The sequence below is a fragment of the Nocardia cyriacigeorgica genome (genome assembly GCF_005863245.1).
In the GTDB taxonomy this organism is placed as follows: domain Bacteria; phylum Actinomycetota; class Actinomycetes; order Mycobacteriales; family Mycobacteriaceae; genus Nocardia; species Nocardia cyriacigeorgica_C.
Genome location: NZ_VBUT01000002.1, coordinates 67,296 through 86,966, shown reverse-complemented (window position 1 = coordinate 86,966; position 19,671 = coordinate 67,296). Strand labels below are relative to the sequence as shown.

General features: G+C 67.6%; 17 protein-coding genes. 9 read left to right on the top strand and 8 right to left on the bottom strand.

All coding sequences use genetic code 11. The annotated features are described in order from the left end of the window. Nucleotides 1-216: 216 nt before the first annotated feature. On the bottom strand, nt 217-1,809 hold the full coding sequence (locus FEK34_RS03675; protein ID WP_138446457.1) for an AMP-binding protein: 1,593 nt from the start codon (nt 1,807-1,809) through the stop codon (nt 217-219). Nucleotides 1,810-2,127: 318 nt separating this feature from the next. On the opposite strand from FEK34_RS03675, the gene FEK34_RS03670 reads away from it, so the two are divergent. Both FEK34_RS03670 and FEK34_RS03665 read left to right on the top strand, forming a co-directional pair. After that, entirely contained in the window at nt 2,128-3,867 is a 1,740-nt protein-coding gene (locus FEK34_RS03670; protein ID WP_138446456.1) for a MerC domain-containing protein, read from the top strand. Nucleotides 3,868-3,876: 9 nt separating this feature from the next. Next, complete coding sequence (locus tag FEK34_RS03665; protein WP_138446455.1) at nt 3,877-4,248, top strand: hypothetical protein; 372 nt, start codon at nt 3,877-3,879, stop codon at nt 4,246-4,248. 27 nt (nt 4,249-4,275) lie between these two features. On the opposite strand, the gene FEK34_RS03660 is transcribed toward FEK34_RS03665, so the two are convergent. Beyond that, on the bottom strand, nt 4,276-4,458 hold the full coding sequence (locus FEK34_RS03660; RefSeq protein ID WP_138446454.1) for a hypothetical protein: 183 nt from the start codon (nt 4,456-4,458) through the stop codon (nt 4,276-4,278). A gap of 417 nt (nt 4,459-4,875) precedes the next feature. Between FEK34_RS03660 and FEK34_RS03655 the strand changes: the two genes are divergently transcribed. Then, on the top strand, nt 4,876-6,069 hold the full coding sequence (locus FEK34_RS03655) for an esterase/lipase family protein (RefSeq protein WP_138446453.1): 1,194 nt from the start codon (nt 4,876-4,878) through the stop codon (nt 6,067-6,069). 1,144 nt (nt 6,070-7,213) lie between these two features. On the opposite strand, the gene FEK34_RS03650 is transcribed toward FEK34_RS03655, so the two are convergent. Together FEK34_RS03650 and FEK34_RS29875 are read right to left on the bottom strand one after the other, a co-directional pair. Next, nucleotides 7,214-8,767 carry an acyl-CoA carboxylase subunit beta gene (locus tag FEK34_RS03650; protein WP_138446452.1) on the bottom strand — a complete coding sequence of 518 codons (1,554 nt, stop codon included), beginning with the start codon at nt 8,765-8,767 and terminating at the stop codon, nt 7,214-7,216. A 148-nt stretch (nt 8,768-8,915) separates the two neighbouring features. Beyond that, nucleotides 8,916-9,062, bottom strand: coding sequence for a hypothetical protein (locus tag FEK34_RS29875; RefSeq protein ID WP_158682524.1), 147 nt, complete (start codon nt 9,060-9,062; stop codon nt 8,916-8,918). A gap of 260 nt (nt 9,063-9,322) precedes the next feature. Here FEK34_RS29875 and FEK34_RS03645 point away from each other — a divergent pair, with 260 nt between their 5' ends. The 3 genes from FEK34_RS03645 to FEK34_RS03635 all read left to right on the top strand — a co-directional run bounded on the left by FEK34_RS03645 (nt 9,323) and on the right by FEK34_RS03635 (nt 12,264). Continuing rightward, the gene (locus tag FEK34_RS03645; RefSeq protein WP_138446451.1) at nt 9,323-10,546 is read left to right on the top strand and encodes a serine hydrolase domain-containing protein; all 1,224 of its coding nucleotides are present in this window, start codon (nt 9,323-9,325) and stop codon (nt 10,544-10,546) included. Nucleotides 10,547-10,588: 42 nt separating this feature from the next. Next, nucleotides 10,589-11,938 carry a WS/DGAT/MGAT family O-acyltransferase gene (locus FEK34_RS03640; RefSeq protein WP_138446917.1) on the top strand — a complete coding sequence of 450 codons (1,350 nt, stop codon included), beginning with the start codon at nt 10,589-10,591 and terminating at the stop codon, nt 11,936-11,938. A gap of 122 nt (nt 11,939-12,060) precedes the next feature. Continuing rightward, a complete protein-coding gene (locus tag FEK34_RS03635; protein WP_036543053.1) occupies nt 12,061-12,264 on the top strand; it encodes a cold-shock protein in 204 nt (67 codons plus the stop codon). A 59-nt stretch (nt 12,265-12,323) separates the two neighbouring features. Here the strand turns inward: FEK34_RS03635 and FEK34_RS03630 are convergent, their stop codons facing one another. Both FEK34_RS03630 and FEK34_RS03625 read right to left on the bottom strand, forming a co-directional pair. Continuing rightward, nucleotides 12,324-14,408, bottom strand: coding sequence for an MMPL family transporter (locus FEK34_RS03630; protein ID WP_171048033.1), 2,085 nt, complete (start codon nt 14,406-14,408; stop codon nt 12,324-12,326). Between the two features lie 118 nt (nt 14,409-14,526). Continuing rightward, complete coding sequence (locus FEK34_RS03625) at nt 14,527-15,387, bottom strand: MerR family transcriptional regulator (protein ID WP_138446915.1); 861 nt, start codon at nt 15,385-15,387, stop codon at nt 14,527-14,529. A 116-nt stretch (nt 15,388-15,503) separates the two neighbouring features. Between FEK34_RS03625 and FEK34_RS03620 the strand changes: the two genes are divergently transcribed. The 3 genes from FEK34_RS03620 to FEK34_RS03610 are packed head-to-tail and all read left to right on the top strand — an operon-like array spanning nt 15,504 to nt 18,193. Beyond that, nucleotides 15,504-16,118 carry a lipocalin family protein gene (locus FEK34_RS03620; RefSeq protein ID WP_138446450.1) on the top strand — a complete coding sequence of 205 codons (615 nt, stop codon included), beginning with the start codon at nt 15,504-15,506 and terminating at the stop codon, nt 16,116-16,118. Continuing rightward, nucleotides 16,115-17,473 (top strand): cryptochrome/photolyase family protein, encoded by a 1,359-nt coding sequence (locus tag FEK34_RS03615; RefSeq protein ID WP_138446449.1) that lies wholly within the window; start codon nt 16,115-16,117, stop codon nt 17,471-17,473. Before FEK34_RS03620 ends, FEK34_RS03615 begins: the two co-directional genes overlap by 4 nt. A gap of 60 nt (nt 17,474-17,533) precedes the next feature. Next, complete coding sequence (locus FEK34_RS03610) at nt 17,534-18,193, top strand: fasciclin domain-containing protein (RefSeq protein ID WP_138446448.1); 660 nt, start codon at nt 17,534-17,536, stop codon at nt 18,191-18,193. On the opposite strand, the gene FEK34_RS03605 is transcribed toward FEK34_RS03610, so the two are convergent. Further along, nucleotides 18,177-18,662: a hypothetical protein gene (locus FEK34_RS03605; RefSeq protein ID WP_138446447.1), complete on the bottom strand. Its 486-nt coding sequence runs from the start codon at nt 18,660-18,662 to the stop codon at nt 18,177-18,179. The genes FEK34_RS03610 and FEK34_RS03605 overlap by 17 nt on opposite strands. Before the next feature lie 411 nt (nt 18,663-19,073). Continuing rightward, on the bottom strand, nt 19,074-19,631 hold the full coding sequence (locus FEK34_RS03600; RefSeq protein ID WP_138446446.1) for a TetR/AcrR family transcriptional regulator: 558 nt from the start codon (nt 19,629-19,631) through the stop codon (nt 19,074-19,076). Nucleotides 19,632-19,671 lie beyond the last annotated feature (40 nt).

The window sequence follows — 19,671 nt, the reverse complement described above, 5'->3', positions numbered from 1 at the left end:
CGTCTCCGGCCATCCCCCCGGAATCTCCCGCGATACCCGGGATCTCCTGCATTCGCCGACGACCAGCCACGGGAATGTTGGGCGGGCCGGGCCGGGATGCACGGCCCGGGCTCGGTTGCGCAGGGCGGCGAGGACGGCTCCTCGATCACCTCCTGGTGCCGGCAGCGAAAGGTGGCGCAGGCACAGCACTCGCGCCGGCGCCGCCTCGCGAAACGCTCAGTTCACCTGGCGGGCGCCGTCGCTCCAGTACTGCGCGCGCAACGCCTTCTTGTCCGGCTTGCCGAGCGGGCTGAGCGGGATGCTGTCGGCGAAATCGATGGACTTGGGCGTGTATACGGCGCCCTTGCGTTCCTTGACCAGGGCTTGCAACTCCTCCACCGCCACCTTGCGGCCCGAACGCAACACCACGACGGCCTTCACGGCCTCGCCCCACTTGTCGTCGGGCACACCGATCACGGCGGCCGCGCTCACGGCGGGGTGCGCGGACAGGACGTCTTCCACTTCTCGTGGATAGACATTGAAGCCGCCGGTGACGATCATGTCCTTCTTGCGGTCGACGATGTAGAGGAAGCCGTCGGCGTCGCGGCGGGCGATGTCACCGGTGTGCAGCCAGTCGTGTTCGGTGGCCTCGGCGGTTTGCTCGGGCTTGTTCAGATAGCCCTTCATCACCAGTGGGCCGCGCACGCAGATCTCGCCCGGCTCACCCGTCGGCACCTCGCTGCCCGCGTCGTCGAGCAGCGCGACATGCAGCCACGGCACCGGGCGGCCGCAGCTGGCCAGCCGCTCGGGGACGGCGGGATCGTGGTCTTCCTTGCGCAGCACCGAGATCGTCATCGGGCATTCGGCCTGGCCGTAGAACTGGAAGAAGATCGGGCCGAACTTCTCGATCGCCTCGGCCAGGCGGGTCGGCGAGATGGCGGAGGCGCCGTAGAAGACCGTCTCCAGGCTGGACAGGTCGTACTTGTCGAGATCGGGGTAGTCGAGCAGGGCGTAGAGCATGGTCGGGACCAGCATCGTCGAGGTGATGCGGTACTTCTCGATAGTGGCGAGCACAGTTGCCGGATCGAATCCGGGCAGCACCACGATGGAACCGCCTTGCAGGCTGGTGGGGTTCCAGAACGCGCCGCCGGCATGGCTGAGCGGCGTGCAGACCAGGAACCGCACCTCCTGCGGCCACTGCCATTCGGTCATCTGGATGCGCAGCAGCGTCGCGCCGCCGCGGAAGCTGAGCATCACGCCCTTGGATTTGCCAGTGGTGCCGCCGGTGTAGGCGAGGCTGACGGTGTCGCCGGGCGCGACGTCCGGGGCCACCAGCGGGGCCGGTTCGAACGCGTCGGCGGCGGCCAGCAGATCGGTGCCGGCCTCGGTGGGGCCGAAGGCCAGCAGGTTCTTCAGCCCGGGGACCCGCTCGGCCAGCTGCGCGGCCCGCTGCTCGTACTTGTCCGGGTCGTAGATGAGGGTCTCGATGCCCGCGTCCTCGAGGACATAGGCGTGATCGTCGAGCGAACCCATCGGGTGCAGCGCGGCGAACCGGACACCGGTCACCGCGTTGGCGCCCTGGGTGAACAGCACCTCGGGCCGGTTGGCCGACAGGATCGCCACCGGGCTGCCGACACCGAGCCCCAGCGAGGCGTAGGCCTGCGCGAACTTGCTGATCTGGTCGCGCACCTGCCGGTAGGTCAGCTGCTCGTCACCGATATGCACCGCGGTCCGATCGGCGTACAGCTCGAGCGAGCGGATGAGCATATCGACCGCCAACGGCTCCCGATGGAGGAGATCGACCTCGGTGATCTGCGGATCAGTGTTCATTCATGCGCCTTCCGGGCCCGCGTCGTCGACAGATGCACTCTCAAAGTTAGAACGCGTTCTAGTTTGCTGCAAGGGGTTCGGCCAGATCGGTTCCGGACCGCACCGTACGGCCGGACGATCACCTGCTCCGGCGACGGCAGTCGCGTCGACGATGCGGCACAAGCGGCCGGCGGGTTCGCGGCATCGACTCCGCACGTCCCGGCGCGACACTCCGGCCACGACACTCCGTGAGCAGAGAGCGCGGCCGCGAATCGGCAACCGCTGTCGGAGGGCGCTGATAACCTCTGGGGCACAAGCGATCACATTCGTCAGGGGGCGATGGATGAGCAGACCGGGTACGCATCCGAATCCGTCGCCGAGGCCGCGATGAGCACACCAACCGACGAACCCACGCGCTTCCTCGCGGCCGCGGTCCACCTTGACGACGCACTGGCCGACGCCCTGGTCGAGGAGTACCTGGCCGAGCCGAAACGGGCCGTCCCGCCCTCGCCCGGAGTGGACGCCGTCACCGTGCTCCGCGAGGCGGCAGCAGCCCAGTGGCGTCGCCGCACCATCAACCTGGTTCTGGTGGCCACCCTCGTCCTGACGACGGTGTTCTCGCCGATTCTGGTACTCGTCTGGTTGATCGCCGGGCTGACGTGGCGGCTGTGCGCGGCGATCGTGGCCCGGTTGGCGCAAGGCCGGGGCGGGTCCAATTGGTTCCTCGCCGATCGGCACCGGCAATGGTGGGTCACCGCACTCATGTGGTCGGCGCTGACCGTGTTGTCGGCCGCGCTGCCCTCACTCGCCATGGAATCGATGGGCGAGCCGATCCTCACCACACCCGACTCCGCCCTCTCCACGGTGTTCATGCTGATCACCCTGGCCCTGGTCACCGCGATGCTGTGCCTGCTCATCGCACGGCACTATCTGCCATGGCAGGTCGCCACCACCTGGTACAGCTACGGGCGATACCAACCCGACAGCCCGCCACGAGAGGCCGCCGTCACCGCGAGCGCGCCGTATGCCGACCGGCTGCACCGCATCACCCAGGATCAGCTGCGGCGCGCGCAGGACAGTTCGGGTGAGGTCGTGGTGTATCGCGGACACAAACCGTTCGTCGGTGCGGGCGCGCGGGTGCGTTCCTGGTCATCGGCGCTCGAGCTGTATGCGAGCTCCGTGACGACCGAGTCGGCCGAGGAGCCGCGGGCGGCCGCGCCGGTGCCAAGCTTCGAACCGCGTGAGCTCCAAGAGTTCGTCACTGCCGATCTGACGTCGTTGCGCAGGGCGCCGACGCTGACCCCGGGCTGGCGCTTCGCCGATCTCGGCGTCACCAGCTGGGCCCTGCTCTCACCGGCGGACCTGTTGCACAATCCGTCCGGGCGGGCGCTCCTCGGCCGGCTCGACGCCGGATCGGAACCGGAGTTGAACGCCGAGGACTGGGCGGCGCTGAGCAACGAATCTCCGGAGTGGTTGCGCTATTACCGATGCTTCCGGCTGGAGGGCTGGGCGCGCCAACTCGCGGTGTCGGGGTTCCTGCACGTGGGATGCGAGGAGCGGATGCTCGTGCTGGAATGGCACGGCTTCGTCCTCGCCCCCATCGCGCCCGAATTCCGCCGCGTCGATGCCCCGCCGAGCATGCTCGAACTACGCACACTGTGGGCCGCAGCAGGCGATCTCGCACTGCTGCCCACCTCCGTGCCCGGCCGCGTCGCCGATGTGATCCGCGGCCTGTGGGCTCGCCGCCGCACCGGCGGCACGTGGACCACGCCGGACCAGGCGGAACAGGTATTCGGCGCCGCCGCGAGCATCCGCGAACTCGGGGCCGGCGGCGAACTGGCCAACCTGTTCCAGGAGACCGACTGCGATCGCTACCTCAAGATCCTCGAACAGCGCACACTCGATTCCGTGCACCGGTTCCTGATGGAAAAGGGCATCGCCGCCAAGGGATTCAGCGACATGGTCAAACAGATCAACAACTCGACCGTCATCAACAACTCGAACATCATCGCCGGAAACATCGGCGGCATGAGCAATTCCGGCTCCGTGGGAGCCGGCGGCAGCACATCGACCAACTAGGAGACCCCTGTGTCAGACTCCTCGGTCCACATCACCGGCGGCCGCGTGGCCGCCGGAAACATCGGTGGCTCCGGCAACAACGGGCAGATCAACGGCCCGGTCGATCTGTCCGGCGGCGCGGACACCGATCAGCTCGCCTCCGTGCTGGCCGAACTACGCTCCGAGCTCGCCCGGCTGCGCGCCCAGCTCGGCGCGGCACCCGATTCGGCCGCCGATGTGGACGATGTGCTCGACGAGCTGGCCGACCCGGACCCGGACATCCCGGCCGCCACCACCCGGTGGGAACGGTTGCGGCGGCGCATCCCGGAGCCGTTGCAGAACCTCGACACGATCCAGCAGATCGTGGGATTGCTGGAGCAGGTGCGCGGGTTGGCGTCCTGAGGAGTCGGATGTCGGCTGGAGCGTCGTTCACCAGCCGGCCGCGAACTGCATCCACACCAGCATCACGACAACGCTCAGCAGGCAGATCGGGCCAAGGGAGCGTTGCACTTTCACGCGGGTCGACCCCGGGGCAGCCCACACCACCCACAGGGACGTCGTGCCGAGTGCGGCGAAGGTCAACCAGGTCACGAATATGCTCGCGAGATACATCCGGGATCGACCTCCTGACGGATTGGACCGGGATGGTTACCGTAGCCACAGCGATATGCGGAAAACATCCGACAGATAACCAATTGGACAGTTCACAGCCTTGGGTTGTCGAGAATTGGTTCCGCACACATTGATTCCCGAAACGGCCTGACAGCACCGCACGCACGTAGCCGCGAAACCCGTGATCAGCACCAGAAGCACTGGTAGCTCAACATTATCAGGCGATTTCCCACTGCTGCCCGCGCCGTGACTGTCCATCGTGCCGAATACCTGCGACCGTTTTTCGTGAAGTTTCCAGACACCAACGTTACTCATCTGGCCGCGCCGCTTCCGCAAATACCGTTGGCGCAGTTTTGGTGCCGCCGAATTCCACGCAGCGCCATTACTGGAACGTTTGTTCGCTCAGGAAGGCATGTGATGAGACGAAGTACCTCTGGCCGGTTGTGGCGTTCGGTGGTGGTGGCTGGCGCGGCGGCGTTGGCGTTGACCACGGTGGGTGGGCAGGCCGCGGCGGCGCCGACGGAGCAGGATTTGGCCGACTTTATTGCGGCGGGGCGGTCGGTGGCGGGGCCGGTGGCTGATTCGGGGTCGAGTTCGGGGTCGGCGTGTGATTCCGGTAGCGGTGCGGGTTCGGGTAACGGCTCCGGGGACTGTTACGGCGGGTCCGGTAGTAGTTCGGGCTCCTCGGGCGGGTACGCCTCCGACACCGTCGGATACGGTCCGTCGCAGACGTCGTGGCTGGCGGCGTTCGCCTATGGCCTGGCCAATGGTGATGCGGCTCCGCCGGGTGCGAATGATTGGAATTGCAAGCCGACGCCGGAGCATCCGCGGCCGGTGTTGTTGATCCACGGCACCTGGATGAATGCTTATAACGGGTTCGCGTATATGGGGCAGCCGATCAAGAATGCCGGGTTCTGCACCTTCACCTTCAACTACGGCCGCTCCAACCTGCTGGAAGGTGGTGGGTTGGGGTCGGTGCTGCCCGGGGTGATGGGTACCGGCTACATCCAGGACTCGGCCAAGCAGTTGGCGGTGTTCGTGGATCGGGTGCTGGCCGCGACCGGCGCGTCCGAGGTCGATATCGTGGCCCATTCTCAGGGTGGGTCGATGTCGAACTGGTACACCAAGTTCGAAGGGGGTGCGGCGAAGGTGAAGAACCTCATCACCTACGGCGCCACTCATCACGGCACCAGCCTCGACGGGATCGGTGCGCTGGGCCGCGCGATCAACAACCTCGGTATCGATATTCTCGGGTTCATCGAGATCTTCGTCGGGCACGCCGGGATCCAGCAGACCATCGGCTCGGACTTCGTCAACCAGCTCAACGCCAATGGTGACACCGTCGCGGGCGTGGATTACACGATCGTGGGCACCCGCTATGACGAGATCACCAACCCCTACGACCTGACCTTCCTGAAGCAGGGTCCCGGAGCCACGGTCCGCAACATCACGTTGCAGGACGGGTGCGAGCAGGACATCTCCGACCACCTGACCATGATGTATTCCCCGCGCGCGCTGTCGATCGCGCTCAACGCCCTGGACCCGGTGCAGTTCCCGCAACTGCAATGCACCTTCAACCCCTGGCTCATCGGCGGCGGCGGACAACTCTGACCCTCTAGACCGGCACCCACCGGACCGGATCGACACCGACTCCGGCCGGTCCGGTGCGGAGCCCGGCCGCCGCACCCCCGCACGGAACAGGTGACCCGCGCCAGTTCCCCTGCCGAGGTTCGGCGGATGCCCACCGAGCGGCTCAGGCCCTGCCCGCTCGGTGGGCATACCCATGTCTGCGGAAAACCAGACCCCCCAGGCCAATACGCAGCTCCCCCGACCGGACATCACCGCCGATCCCGGCGACCCGTGTCGAAGCCTTGCCCTCGAGCCGCATCCACCGCGGCCCAGCGGGACGGTGACACCGCAGATGCACAACGACCCGTGGATCGTGGGCTACCCCCCCGAGAAGGCCGGCTGCCCACAGCACGCCAGCATCCCGCAGCACGCCGGCAGCCGATAGCAGGGCGGCAACCCCACAGCGCGCGGCGGCAGACCACAATTCGGTGACCTACTGAGGTGCCCGCGACCCGCGGGCAGCGTGGAGGCGCCCCGGCAAAACCGCAATCCACAGCGCGCCGACACCCACCTGCGGCACCCCACTGGGTTCCCGCGCCTCAGCCCGCGAGATAGCGGTAGCCCACAGCACGGCCGCAATCCACAAGGCGGCGACCAACTCGGTGACCGCCCGCCCGCGCCACGACAAGACGCAATCCAAGGCGCGCCGAAACCCACCCTGCGGCACCCACCGGATTCCCGCGCCCGGGTGATGGCGGCAACTCGTGGCGTGATCATCTTGGCTGAGTTGCTGTATCGCAAGGAATTCCACCGAGTCTGGCGCCGCCCGGACGCGCCGCATTCGCGATGGCCGCGGCGGTCGCAGTCGGGTGACGCGGGCGACGCGAACTATCAGACGCCGCCGCGGGCGGCGATCACGGCCTACAGTGACTGCCGCAGGTACCTTCGGAGACCGGCCGGCTCGGGTCGGCGCCGGTCTTGTAGTGGCTCGATCCGGTCCACCGTCCGCAGGTTCCGCCGGAGCCGTCCGCGCTGCCCGTGCACAACACCGCCACGGGATCGACCGGCGTGGCAGCGGCACTCGCCGCGGCAGCCAGGCCGCACATCATCGCCGCGATGATCGTCGTCGAATATCGCCGGAAACGAGCCATGGGTGTAGGTCCTGAAGCTGTCGAATCCGCTTCGCTCACATGGGATACAAGCTGTGCTTGCGCGGATTGAACTCCGCCGTCGCGCCTTTGTCGCGCAGCAGATGCAAGGCGTGCCGCAGTTCCAGGCGCGTGGTGGACGGTTCGATGACGGCATCGATGTACCCGCGCTCGGCCGCCACCCACGGCGTCGCCACGGTGGCGTTGTATTGCTCGATCATGAACTCGCGCACCGCAGCCCGCTGTTCGGGCGGCACCTGCTGGAGTTGGCGGCGGCCCGCGATGTCGACCGCGCCCTCGGCGCCGATCACCGCGATGCGGGCGGTCGGCCAGGCGAAGCTGATATCGGCGCCGAGCTGTTTGCAGGCCATGAATCCATAGGCGCCGCCGTAGACCTTGCGCACCACCAGGTTGATGATCGGCACGGTCGCCTCGATGATCGCGCGCGGCACCCGGCCGCCCCGGATGATGACGCCGTTGCGTTCCTCCTCGGCGCCCGGCAGGATCCCCGGCGTATCCACAACGAAGATCAGCGGCAGCCCGAAGGCATCGCACAAACGGATGAAATAGGTGGCCTTGTCGGAGCAATTCGCATCCAGCGCACCACCGAGAACCAGCGGCTGATTGGCCAGCACCCCCACCGGACGCCCGTCGACGCGGGCGAAACCGGTGATCAGGTTCGGGGCATGGGCCGCCCGGATCTCGTGGAAATCACCGTCGTCGAAGATCCGCAGCAGGATCTCGTGCATGTCGTAACCCTCGCGGTCGGAGTCGGGGATGATCGACTCCAATTCCAGGTCATGCATGGTGATCTCGGGCTCGAGGCCCGGGTTGACGATCGGCGGCTGCTCCACACAGCTCGACGGCAGATAACTCAGATACTTACGCGCCCAATCGAAGGCGTCCTGCTCGGTCTCGCACACCTGGTGGATCACGCCGTTGCGGGCCTGCACCTCGGCGCCACCGAGTTCCTCCGCGGTGACATCCTCACCGGTAACGGCCTTGATCACCTCGGGCCCGGTGACGAACATGTGCGCTTTCGGAGTCGCCACCAGCACATCGGTATTGATCGGCCCGTACACCGCGCCCGCCGCGCATTTGCCCAGCATGATCGATACCTGCGGCACGAACCCGGACAACCGCTCCTGACAGCGGCTCATATGCGCGAACCAGGCCAGCGACGCGACGGCATCCTGGATGCGGGCACCCCCGGAATCGTTGATCGTCACCACCGGGCAGGCCTTCTCGTAGGCGAAGCGCAGGATGTGGGTGAGCTTGCGCCCGAACATCTCACCGACCGAACCGCCGTACACGGTCTGGTCGTGCGCGATCACCACCACGGGCCTGCCGTCGATGCGGCCGTGCCCGGTCACCACGCCGTCGCCATACATGGCATCGGGGTCGCGCGGATTGCGTACCAGCCCACCGATCTCGGTGAAGGTTCCCGGATCCAGCAGTGCCTGCACCCTGGCCCTGGCGCTTGGGATGCCCTTCTGCGCACGTTTGGCGATCCCGGCCGCACCCGCGGGTTCCGCCGCGATGGCCAGTACCTCGCGCAGTCGGTCCAGCTTCGTTTCGGTGCCAGTCGCCATCCGGGTATGCCTCTCGCCGTGCGGTAGTCCGGCCGAAGATAACCGGGCGGGCACGCGAGTTCGGCGCTGTGCGGCGCAGTCTGGACACACTCACAGCGTCAGCGGATCAACCGCTGGCGATATGACCAAAAAGATGCGGCTTGCCTGATCAGGCTCCGCTGTCGTCGCGGCGCAGCCGCTGGGCCGCCGCGACGGCCTCCTGCTTGGAGAACCCGTCCGCCATCCACTCCGAGTCCACGTACCAGGCTCGCCAGGTGCCGTCACCACGCTGTTCGGTCCGCAAACTCTGGTCCATGGCAATCACCCGGGACTCCCCTGTCTGGTCGTCGGTCATCGACCTCGCGGTCGATCTGAGGCGGACCAGACCATACAGCCCGAGCCCGCCGAGGGCACGCATTCGGGGCCCGGCCCGCCCGGTCGTAATACAACTGGCATCAGGACGCCACGGGCGCACCCGGCCCGACTGCTGCGCCGCTGGGAAGACGGCCAGTATCGTGGATGGGTACCGGTCGTCTCGCGGCTGTGTGCGCCGGTATGACACGAAGGATGACGACCATGCTCGAACCCATTCGACCCGCCTCGGGTGGCGCGACGATCCGCGGCGGTGCCGCTCCCGGGTACCACAGGGCGGTCAGCGCTTTCGCGCGGTTCTTCGCCGGCGGACGCGGCGGTGGGGCGCTCACGGTCTACCACCGCGGAACACCGGTGGTGGACGTCTGGACCGGAACCGCGGACGCCGACGGCACCGAATGGCAGAAGAACACCGGCGCCGTGTCGTGGTCGACCAGCAAGGGCATCACCGCGACGGTGATGCACCGGCTCGCCGCCCGCGGCCTGCTCGACTACCACGCCCCGGTCGCCGAATACTGGCCCGAGTTCGCGGCCAAGGGCAAGAAGTCGATCACCGTCGCCGAGGTGCTGAGCCATCGCGCCGGGCTCTCCCGCATCGGTCCGCTCGCCCGCAGCACCAGCGAGATGCTCGACCATCTGGTGATGGAGGACCGGCTGGCCGCTGCGGCGCCGGACCGTTTCCGCGGAGTCCCGGCCTACCATGCGATCACCTACGGCTGGCTGGCCGCGGGCATCGCCCGCGCGGTGACCGGCAAGGGCATGGCCGAGCTGTACCGGACCGAGCTGGCCGAACCGCTCGGCATCGATGGCCTGTACCTGGGCGCACCGCCCGCGGACAGTGCGGTCACCGTCGCGACGCTGTCCGGTTCCTCGCTTCCGCTCGGGCTCTGGAACGCCGAGCAGGTCCTGCGCACCACCACCCGGCTGATCGGCCCCGGCACCGGTTTCATCCGGTCGATCTACGCCGCGGGCATCGCCGACCTCGCGGCCGGTCCGCAGGCCCCGATCCTGCGCACCGAGATGCCCGCCGCCAACGGCGTCTTCACCGCTCGCGCGCTGGCGGCGGTCTACAACATCCTCGCCACCGACAACGCGCTGCTGTCGCGGCGCCGGGTGCGGGCCGCGTCGAGGGTCCAGACCTATCTGCCCGACCGCAACCTGCTGCTGCCGATGGGCTGGCGCCTCGGCTATCACTCGTGGCCGATTCCGGGCGCGCCGCGCGGGTTCGGGCATGTGGGGCTCGTCGGGTCCGGCGGCTGGGTGGACCCCGACAACGAACTGGCCGTCGGTTTCGTGCACAACTGGCTGCCCGAGGCCGCCAAACTTCCGCGCGATCAGCTGATTCTCGCGCGCCTGCTCGCCCCCATCGTCCGGGCCGCCACCGCGCCGGCCGCCGAGAACCGGGGCAGGCAGGCCAAAGCCGGTTGATCCGTCCCGCGCCGGGTGCGTCGCAGTGAGGAGACCACGATGATCGACCTGATTGCGCCGACCGACGCGATCTTCCTGCTGAACGAATCGCGTGAGCATCCCATGCATGTCGGTTCGCTGCAGCTGTTCGAGCCGCCGGAGGGCGCAGGGCCGGACTTCGCTCGGTCGATCCATCAGCAGCTGGTCGAATCGGCGGTGACCGCGCCGACGTTCCGTAAACGCCCCAGCCGCGTCCTCGGCGGCATATCCAGTCTGACCTGGACCTACGACGACGAGGTCGACCTCGACTACCACGTGCAGCGGGCGGCGCTGGCCGCACCGGGACGGGTGCGGGAACTGCTGGCGATGACCTCGCGCCTGCACAGCGGGTTGCTGGACCGGCATCGGCCGCTGTGGGAACAGCACCTCATCGAAGGACTCGACGACGGCCGGTTCGCCGTCTACACCAAGGTGCATCACGCGTTGATCGACGGTGTCTCGGCCCAGCGCCTGCTGCGGCGCACCCTCACCACCGACCCGTCGGACACCGAGATCCGGGCGCCGTGGAATCTGCCGAAACGTGCCCGCGCCGGCGCCGACGGCGACCGTTCCCGCGCCGCCGACGCCGCAAGGACTATCCGGAAACTGGCACCGTCGACCGTGTCGCTGATCCGCTCGGCGCTGACCGAACAGCAGCTCACGCTTCCGTTCTCCGCACCCGACACCATGTTCAACGTCCGCATCGGCGGCGCCCGGCGGTGTGCGGCCCAATCGTGGCCGCTCGATCGCATCCGCGCGGTCAAGGCGGCGAGCGGGGCCACCGTCAATGATGTTGTGCTGGCGATGTGTTCGGCCGCGTTGCGCTCCTACCTCGAGGAACAGAACGCGCTGCCCGATACCCCGCTGATCGCCATGGTTCCGGTGTCGTTGCGGACCGAGAGCGAAGCCGACAGCGGGGGAAACATCGTCGGCACCATCTTGTGCAATCTCGCGACCCACATCGACGACCCCGCCGAACGGCTGGAGATCATCAGCGCGTCGATGCGCGAGGGCAAACGGCTGTTCGCGGAAATGCCCCGAATCCAGGCGCTGGCGGTATCGGCGGTGATGGTGTCACCGCTGGGGCTGGCGAGCCTGCCCGGTTTCGTATCGATGACGCGTCCGCCGTTCAATATCGTCATCTCCAATGTGCCCGGCCCGCAGCAGCCGATGTATTACCACGGAGCGCGGATGGACGGCAGCTATCCGATGTCGATCGTGCTGGACGGGCAAGCCCTCAACATCACCCTGTCCTCCAATGCCGACAACCTCGACTTCGGCATCGTCGGCTGCCGCCGCAGTGTGCCCCATCTGCAACGGCTGCTGGCGCATCTCGAGGCCGGGCTCGCCGAGCTCGAACACGTCACGTCCTGACCTACTGTGTCGCATTCAACAGCGCCGGCGCGGGAAACGGGCCATATGTGTGACATGCTGGGTGGCGAGTACGGGTTGTTCACGTGATCGCTCGGCTCGCAACAGGAAGCAAAGTACAAAGTATGTCGCAAGGCAGTGTGAAGTGGTTCAACGGCGAAAAGGGCTTCGGGTTCATCGCGCAAGATGACGGCGGTCCCGACGTTTTCGTCCATTACTCCGAGATTTCCGGCTCCGGCTACAAGTCCCTCGAAGAGGGCCAGCGGGTCGAGTTCGAGGTCGGGCAGGGTCAGAAGGGCCCGCAGGCCCAGGCCGTCCGCGCCATCTAGGAGCGTTCAGCCCAGAAACCCGCGCCGAGGCGCGGGTTTCTTGCTTTTCCGGGCCGTGGTCACTGGTTCGAACCGACCGGCTCGCGATTCGCGGAGGTCGACTGCACCGGCGTGCTCGGCCACCAGATGCGGTCGCCGATCGTCGCGAACAGAGCCGGAATGATGATCGTGCGCACAATGAAGGTGTCGAGCAAGATGCCCAGACCCACGACGATGCCGAGTTGGGTGAGCGTGATCAACGGCAATACGCCGAGCACACAGAACACGGCCGCCAGCACGAGCCCGGCGCTGGTGATGACCGTTCCGGTCGTCGACACCGCCCGCACCATCCCCTGTGTCGTCCCGTGCTCCGGTGTCTCCTCCCGAGCGCGAACCACCAGGAAGATCGAATAGTCCACGCCGAGCGCCACCAGGAACAGGAACGCGAACAGCGGCACATTGGTGTCGATGGCGGGGAACCCGAACAGGTGCACGCTGACCCAGCTGCCGAGCCCGAGCGCGGCGAGCGCGCTCAGCACCGTCACCGCGACCAGCACCAGGGCCGCCGGAATCGCGCGCAGCAACCCGACCAGAATGATCAGCACCACCACCAGGATCAGCGGAATGATCACCGCACGGTCGCGGCTCGCCGCGTCGCGGGTGTCCAGCGCCTGCGCGTCGCTGCCGCCGATCAGGGCGTCGGCCTCCGGTATGGCGGCCAGCCGATCGCGCATCGACTCGATCTGATCGAAGGCCCGTTCGGATTCCGGCGGCGCATCGATCACCACCGCCCAGCGCGTCAGTCCCGAATCCGCGGTGCCGGTCCGCGTGACACGCTGTACACCCGGCGAATCGGTCAACTCCTGCTCCACCTGCGTGGCCGCCGCCGAGCGCGCGACGACGACCGCGGGATCGCCGGTGCCCGCCGGGAAATGCGCGGCCAGGGTGTCGAAACCGGCCACCGATTCGGCCTCCACCCGGAACTGCTCGGTTTGCGAGAGCCCGATATCGACGGTGAACAACCCGGCCGCACACACCACCAGCGCCACCGTCGCGCTGGTGGCCACGACGGCCCTGCGCTCGACCACCCGCGTCGCGATCGCGTGCCAGATCCCGGTTTCGGTGACATCGGGACCACCGGCCTCTGGCACGAATGGCCAGAACACCGTCCGGCCGCACAAGGCCAGCGCGGCAGGCAGCCCGAACAATACGAACAGCACCACCACCAGCAAGCCGGCCGCGGCCGACGCACCGAGGCTGCGGGTGCTCGGCACCGAGGCCAACAGCAGAATCAGCAGCGCGGACACGACGGTGAGGTTGCTGGCGAGGATTGCCGGCCCGGCCCGGCGGCAGGCCTGCCAGAGCGCGCGCCGATGATCGGTTTCGCGCCGCAGTTCATCGCGATAGCGCGATACCAGCAGCAGTGCGTAGTTCGTACCGGCACCGAACACCAGCACACTGGTGATGCCCGAGGTGGATCCGTCGAAGCTGAGTTCGGTCAGCGCGGCCAGTGCCGTACCAACGCTGGTCGCGACCCGATCGGCGAGGCCGACGATGAGCAGCGGAATCAGCCACAGCACCGGCGACCGGTAGGTGACGATCAGCAGCACGGCCACCACGGCAGCTGTGACGGCAAGCAACGTGGCATTCGCACCGGAGAACGAATCGGCGATATCGGCGCCGAAGGCGGGCCCGCCGGTCACCTGGAGATCCAGCGCCTCGGGCAGGCCGGTGGTGGAAACCGTTCGGAGACGGTCGATCTCATCGGTGAGCGCGAACCCGCTCAACTGCGCGGAGACCGGAACCTCGGCGATCGCGGCGGCGCCGTCGGGTGAGGTGATCACGCGGACCGCGCCGGGTTCGCCGGCCCCGGCGCGGGATGCTGCCTCGCGCGCCGCGGACAGGTCGGCCTCGGTCAGTGCGGCGCCGTCGGCGCGCGAGACCACGAGAACCGCCGAGGCGGAACCGGCATCGGGAAACTGCGCCAGCGCCTGTTCGATCTGCGCGGACTGCACACCGTCGGGTAGCGAGTTCGGCGCCGCACCAGCGGACTCGTTCTCCCCCACCCCGCCGATCAGCCCGATCGCGGCAATGGCGAGCACCACCAGCAACCACCACGACCTGCGTGAGCTGACTACCGAGGCATACCGGCTCCAGATATCCACCCGACCACCTTCGCAGAATCGACGCCTGCACCACGCCGGACCGGCGATCATTACGGTCGGCAGTGCAGCTGTTACCCAAGCTATCGCATTTCGACGCGAAAACGATGCGTAGATCCGGTCAGCGGTCCTGGCCGATGATCCGGTCCACCGCATCGGCCAGACCGGACAGACTGGTGGTCGATGCCGGCAGGATCGCCGACTCCCAGCCCGGTCCGCCCACGAACACCCGGGCACCAGCGGTCTCGCCGGCCCGGATCGCCGACATCAGCGCGGTCGATTCCTGCTGAGACCACAGCACCACGGCCGGCGTGCGATCAGTGCGCGCGAGGGTGTCGGAGAGGGCGGCGGTGGGGACATTCGCGCCGAGCATCCAGACCCCGGCCCCCCTTTCGGCAAGCGCGGCGCGCAAGGCTTCCAGCGGAAGCACGTGCGTTTCCCCGCTGGTGCACGCCAGCACCGCCGACCTCGGGTTCGCCGCAGCAGCCGGTGGGATATGGCTGTGCAGCGCGGCGGTGATCGACCACGACAGCAGATGTTCGACATCGACGCAGCCCTCGCCACCGAGTTGACGCGCGACAATCTGCGCAAAAGCCGGTCGGCACATCAATTCCCACGTGTCGATGACGCCGTGGGAGCGAAGATGCGCGCCGAGTAACTCGGCCATCGCCTGGGTGTCCATCTCGAAGGCCGCGCCCAGCAGCGGCTCCCAGTCGCCGCGTTCGGGCGCCTGCGCCCGGCTCGTGACCTCCGCGGCCGCGCTGGCCGGGCTCGCGCCCGCCCGAACCAGCTCCAGCATCCGACGCACTACGGCGATATCGCCCTCGGTGTAGAGGCGATGACGTCCGGGCTCACGGGCCGGGCCGATGCCGTAGCGCTGATTCCAGCTGCGCAGGGTCGCGGTGGGAATGCCGAGGCGCTCGGCAACCACACGCACCGGGTATCCCGGCGCGTCGGGGTGAGAAGCGGACCCGGCGAGCATGGTCTCATTCTGCCTGGTCCACCGGTGCACCTCCGGACGCCGACGCACACTTGCATCGTTTTTGCATCGTTTTATGGTAGCGTTGGCCCAGTTACCGCAGACCTGAGGAGCCTCCGATGAGAACACTCAGCACATCCCGGCGATGTCGAGGCGCGGCCCTGGCGTCGATCGCCGCCGCAGCGGTTCTGATGCCACCGGCCGCGGCAGCCGACCCGCTCCCCGGTCCGCCGCGTCCCGTCGCCGGACTCGATGTCCAGCGCTACCTCGGTTCCTGGCGCCAATTGGCGGCAGTACCACAGATTTTCAACCTCTCCTGCGCGCGCGATACAACAGCGAACTATCAGCTGACCGAGCGCGGTGATATCGCCGTGCACAACTCCTGCGTCACGTGGACCGGCGAGCTGAACGACATTCGCGGCACGGCAACGGTCAACGATCCGCAGACCAATGCCCAGCTGCACGTCAGCTTCCCCGGTGTGCCCGGCCAAGACCAGGAGCGCGGTGCCACCAACTACATCGTCACCGCCCTCGGCCCGGACTATTCGTGGGCTCTCGTCACCGACCCGACTCGCCTGTCGGGCTTTGTTCTGGCCCGCGACGCCGCCCTCGACGCCGCGACCTGGGACGACGTGCGGGCAGCGATCGCCGCCGCCGGGCAAAGCCCCTGCATCTACCTGACCTCACCCACCACCGGCGGAATCGGCTATATCGCCCCGCTGTGCACGCGATGACCGAGTCCACCGAGACCTCCGGCGCGCCCCCATCCGAGGCGGGCCCCGCGATCGCGGTGTTCACTCGCGATCTGCGGGTCGAGGACAATCCCGTCCTCACCGCCGCCCAGCGCACAGGGTCCGCGGTGGTGCCGCTGTTCGTGCTCGATGACGACCTCATCGCCCGGTTCGCCGCACCCAACCGCGTGCGCTTCCTGCTCGCCGCTCTCACCGAACTCGATGCCGAATTGCACCGTCTCGGTAGTCATCTGGTGATTCGTCGTGGTGATCCGGTGTCGGAGACCGCGCGACTGGCGTGTGAGACCGGCGCCGCGTCCGTGCATATCGCCGCCGATGTGAGCGCCTACAGCGCGCGCCGTGTTCGCCGCCTGCGAGAGCGACTGGCTGATCGCGCTGTGCATGTGCACGGCGAGTCCATCACCGTGGTCGATCCGGGCGCTGTACGTCCGTCCGGTGGGGGTGATCATTTCGCGGTTTTCACTCCGTACTTCCGGCGGTGGGTCGAGGCGCATCGGCGTCCGCTACTTCCGAGACCCAGCGACCTCGGCGCTCCCCCGGTGTCGGCCGGGCGGCTGCCTACGGTCGCCGACCTCTGCGAGGGCACGGGATCACCGCATCTGAACGTCGGTGGCGCGACATCAGGGCGAAAGCTGTTGCACCAGTGGACTTCCCACGCGGTGCACGACTACGACCGGCTCAGCGACGCACTCGACGCCGACGCCACCTCGCATCTGTCGCCCTACCTGCATTTCGGCTGCCTGTCACCGGCGCAGGTGCTCGCGGCGGTGGACCTGGGGACTGCGGGCGGTCACGCGTTCGCCCGGCAGCTGGCGTGGCGCGATTTCCATCATCAGGTGCTCGCCGCTCGCCCGGATGCCGCGTGGTCCGATTACCGCTCCCGCGCGATCACCTGGCGCTCGGATCCGCACGCCGTCGCTGCCTGGCAGCAGGGATGTACCGGCCTGCCGATTGTCGATGCCGGGATGCGTCAGCTGCTCGCCGAAGGCTGGATGCCGGGGCGGGCGCGCCTGATCGCGGCGAGCTTCCTCACCAAGACCCTGCGGATCGACTGGCGTATCGGCGCACGGCATTTCCTGCACTGGCTGGTGGACGGCGATCTCGCCAACAATCAGCTCAACTGGCAGTGGGCGGCCGGCACGGGCACCGATACCCGCCCCAATCGCGTCCTCAATCCGCTGCGCCAAGCCGCCCGCTTCGATCCCGACGGCGACTATGTGCGCCGCTGGATCCCCGAGCTGGCCGAACTGCCCGGCGCCTCGATCCACCGCCCCTGGCGTCACGGTATCGACCATGCGCGCTATCCCGCGCCGATCGCGGAATGCGCGGGCATGTGAGGAGAAGACATCGGCAGTCGCGACGGGCACACCCGCCGCCCGAGGAAAGTGGTGATCGACATGAGAAATACCCGAGCCGCACTGGCGACCGTTCTGCTCGCGTTCGCCGTCACGGCCGCCGCGGGATGCACCGAGGACGAATCGGACTCCTCGTCCGCATCCGCCACGACCGAGGCGGTGCAGACCACGACCGCACCGGGCACCTCGATGCCGGCCGGTGATCCCGCCGCCGGATTGGTGGGACCGGGCTGTGCCTCCTATGCCGAACAGGTGCCGAGCGGGCCGGGTTCGGTCGAAGGTATGGCGGCCGAGCCGGTCGGCGTGGCCGCGGCGAACAATCCGCTGCTGACGCAGCTGACGGCCGCCGTCTCCGGCCAATTGAACCCGCAGGTCAACCTGGTCGACACGCTCAACTCCGGCGAGTTCACTATCTTCGCCCCCGTCGACGAGGCGTTCGCGGCGGTCGACCCGGCCACCATCGAAACCTTGAAGACCGACGCGCAACTACTGACCACGGTGCTCACCTATCACGCGGTGCCGGGCCGGCTCTCCCCCGACGAGGTCGCCGGAACGCATAAATCAGTTCAGGGAGCCGACGTCACCGTGACTCGGTCCGGTGACGATATCCAGGTGGGCGATGCCTCGGTGATCTGCGGCGGCGTGCAAACCCAGAACGCGACGGTCTACCTGATCGACGCGGTCCTCATGCCGCCGATGTGAAACCCTTGCCGGCACCCGTGACCTCGCGCAGCGCATGGACGCCGCGGGTGCCGCACCGGCCACGATCCCAGCGGAACTGCATCTGCGTCCAGAACCCCTCACCGGTGGTGGCGGGCCGGGAGCGCACGGTCGCCGACGGTGCGAGCGCGTAGACGATCTGCCAATCGAGATCGCCGGAATTCTCGCCGGGCACACAACGTGTGGCGGCGCCCAGCTGCACATGCACAACGCTTGCACTGGAAGTGATCTCGCACCGCACCACGGCCGCCTCATCCGCGCTACCGACAAGCCCCGTAGTCATCTCGTTGACGACCAAACCGATCGCGTCGACGTCGTCGTGCTCGAAAGCCTCTGTCACCGCGACAGTTTCGGCGATCGTCTGCAAAGTCGCCGCGGCCTCCGGACCGGCAGGCAGACCAAGGCTCACCGCCGCCGCGGCAATCGGTGTCGATTCGGAATCAGGATCCATTCTGCGCACCTTTCGGTCTCGCGGCCGGATTCACTCGGCGCTGCACGACACAGCGCCGACCTGCCGAACTATCTCGCGTCGAAATGACGCATGGTCAACGCCACCACGATGAGCAGCACACTCGGCACCAGCAGTACCACGATCGCACTCGTCATCATCGAACGCCGCCCCACACACTCGACGACGGACCCGCGACCAGGCGCCCGCGGCATTCCCACCGATCCCGAGGACCGGCAGCTGAACCACAACTCTGCCTTGCCATCATCACAAATTGTTACCCGCCGAGTTGCGAAGGCAAACCTTGCCCACCTGACGCCGACCAGGTTGCGCACAACACCTGCCCCTCCCCCGCACAACGCTTCACCCCGGCGCGCAGACGGTTTCAGCGAGTCTCAGCACTCGCCGAGTCGGCTATTCGAGGAATCCTCGCAGCACGGCTCGCGCCACCGCGGCGGTATCCATGGCCGGTACGTCGAGGGTCAGACGATCGAAGGCGATGCCGGTGAGCAGGGAGGCGATGGCGTCGACCTGCTGTTCGGTGGCGTGCGGATAGGCGGCGCGAATCTGCGTGGCGCGTCTGCGGACGGTGACCGCGCGAAGCTCGCGCATGATGGCGGCGAGTTCGGTGCTACGCGTCGCTTCCAGCGATAGTTCGACGCGGGCCAGATACCGGTTCCTGGCGATACCAGCACCGGCGTCACTGGCCGCGGCCAGGTAGTCCGCGATGTCGAGCGGGGTCGCGCCATCTCGCACCGCGTCCGGTTCGGCCTCGAGCTGCTGCTCGAGGATGCGGCGGGCGATGGCCTCGTACAACGCCGCACGCGTTGGAAAGTAGTTCGAGGTGGTTCCGATGGGCACGCTCGCGGCGGCGTCGATGGCGCGGTGGGTGACGTGCGCCAGTCCGTACTCATCGATCAGCGCCAACGCCGTGTCGGCCAGCAGGCTGCGGCGCTCACTCTTCTTCGGCATCCCTTGATCTTACCACTACAACGTAGTATTACGTTGTTGT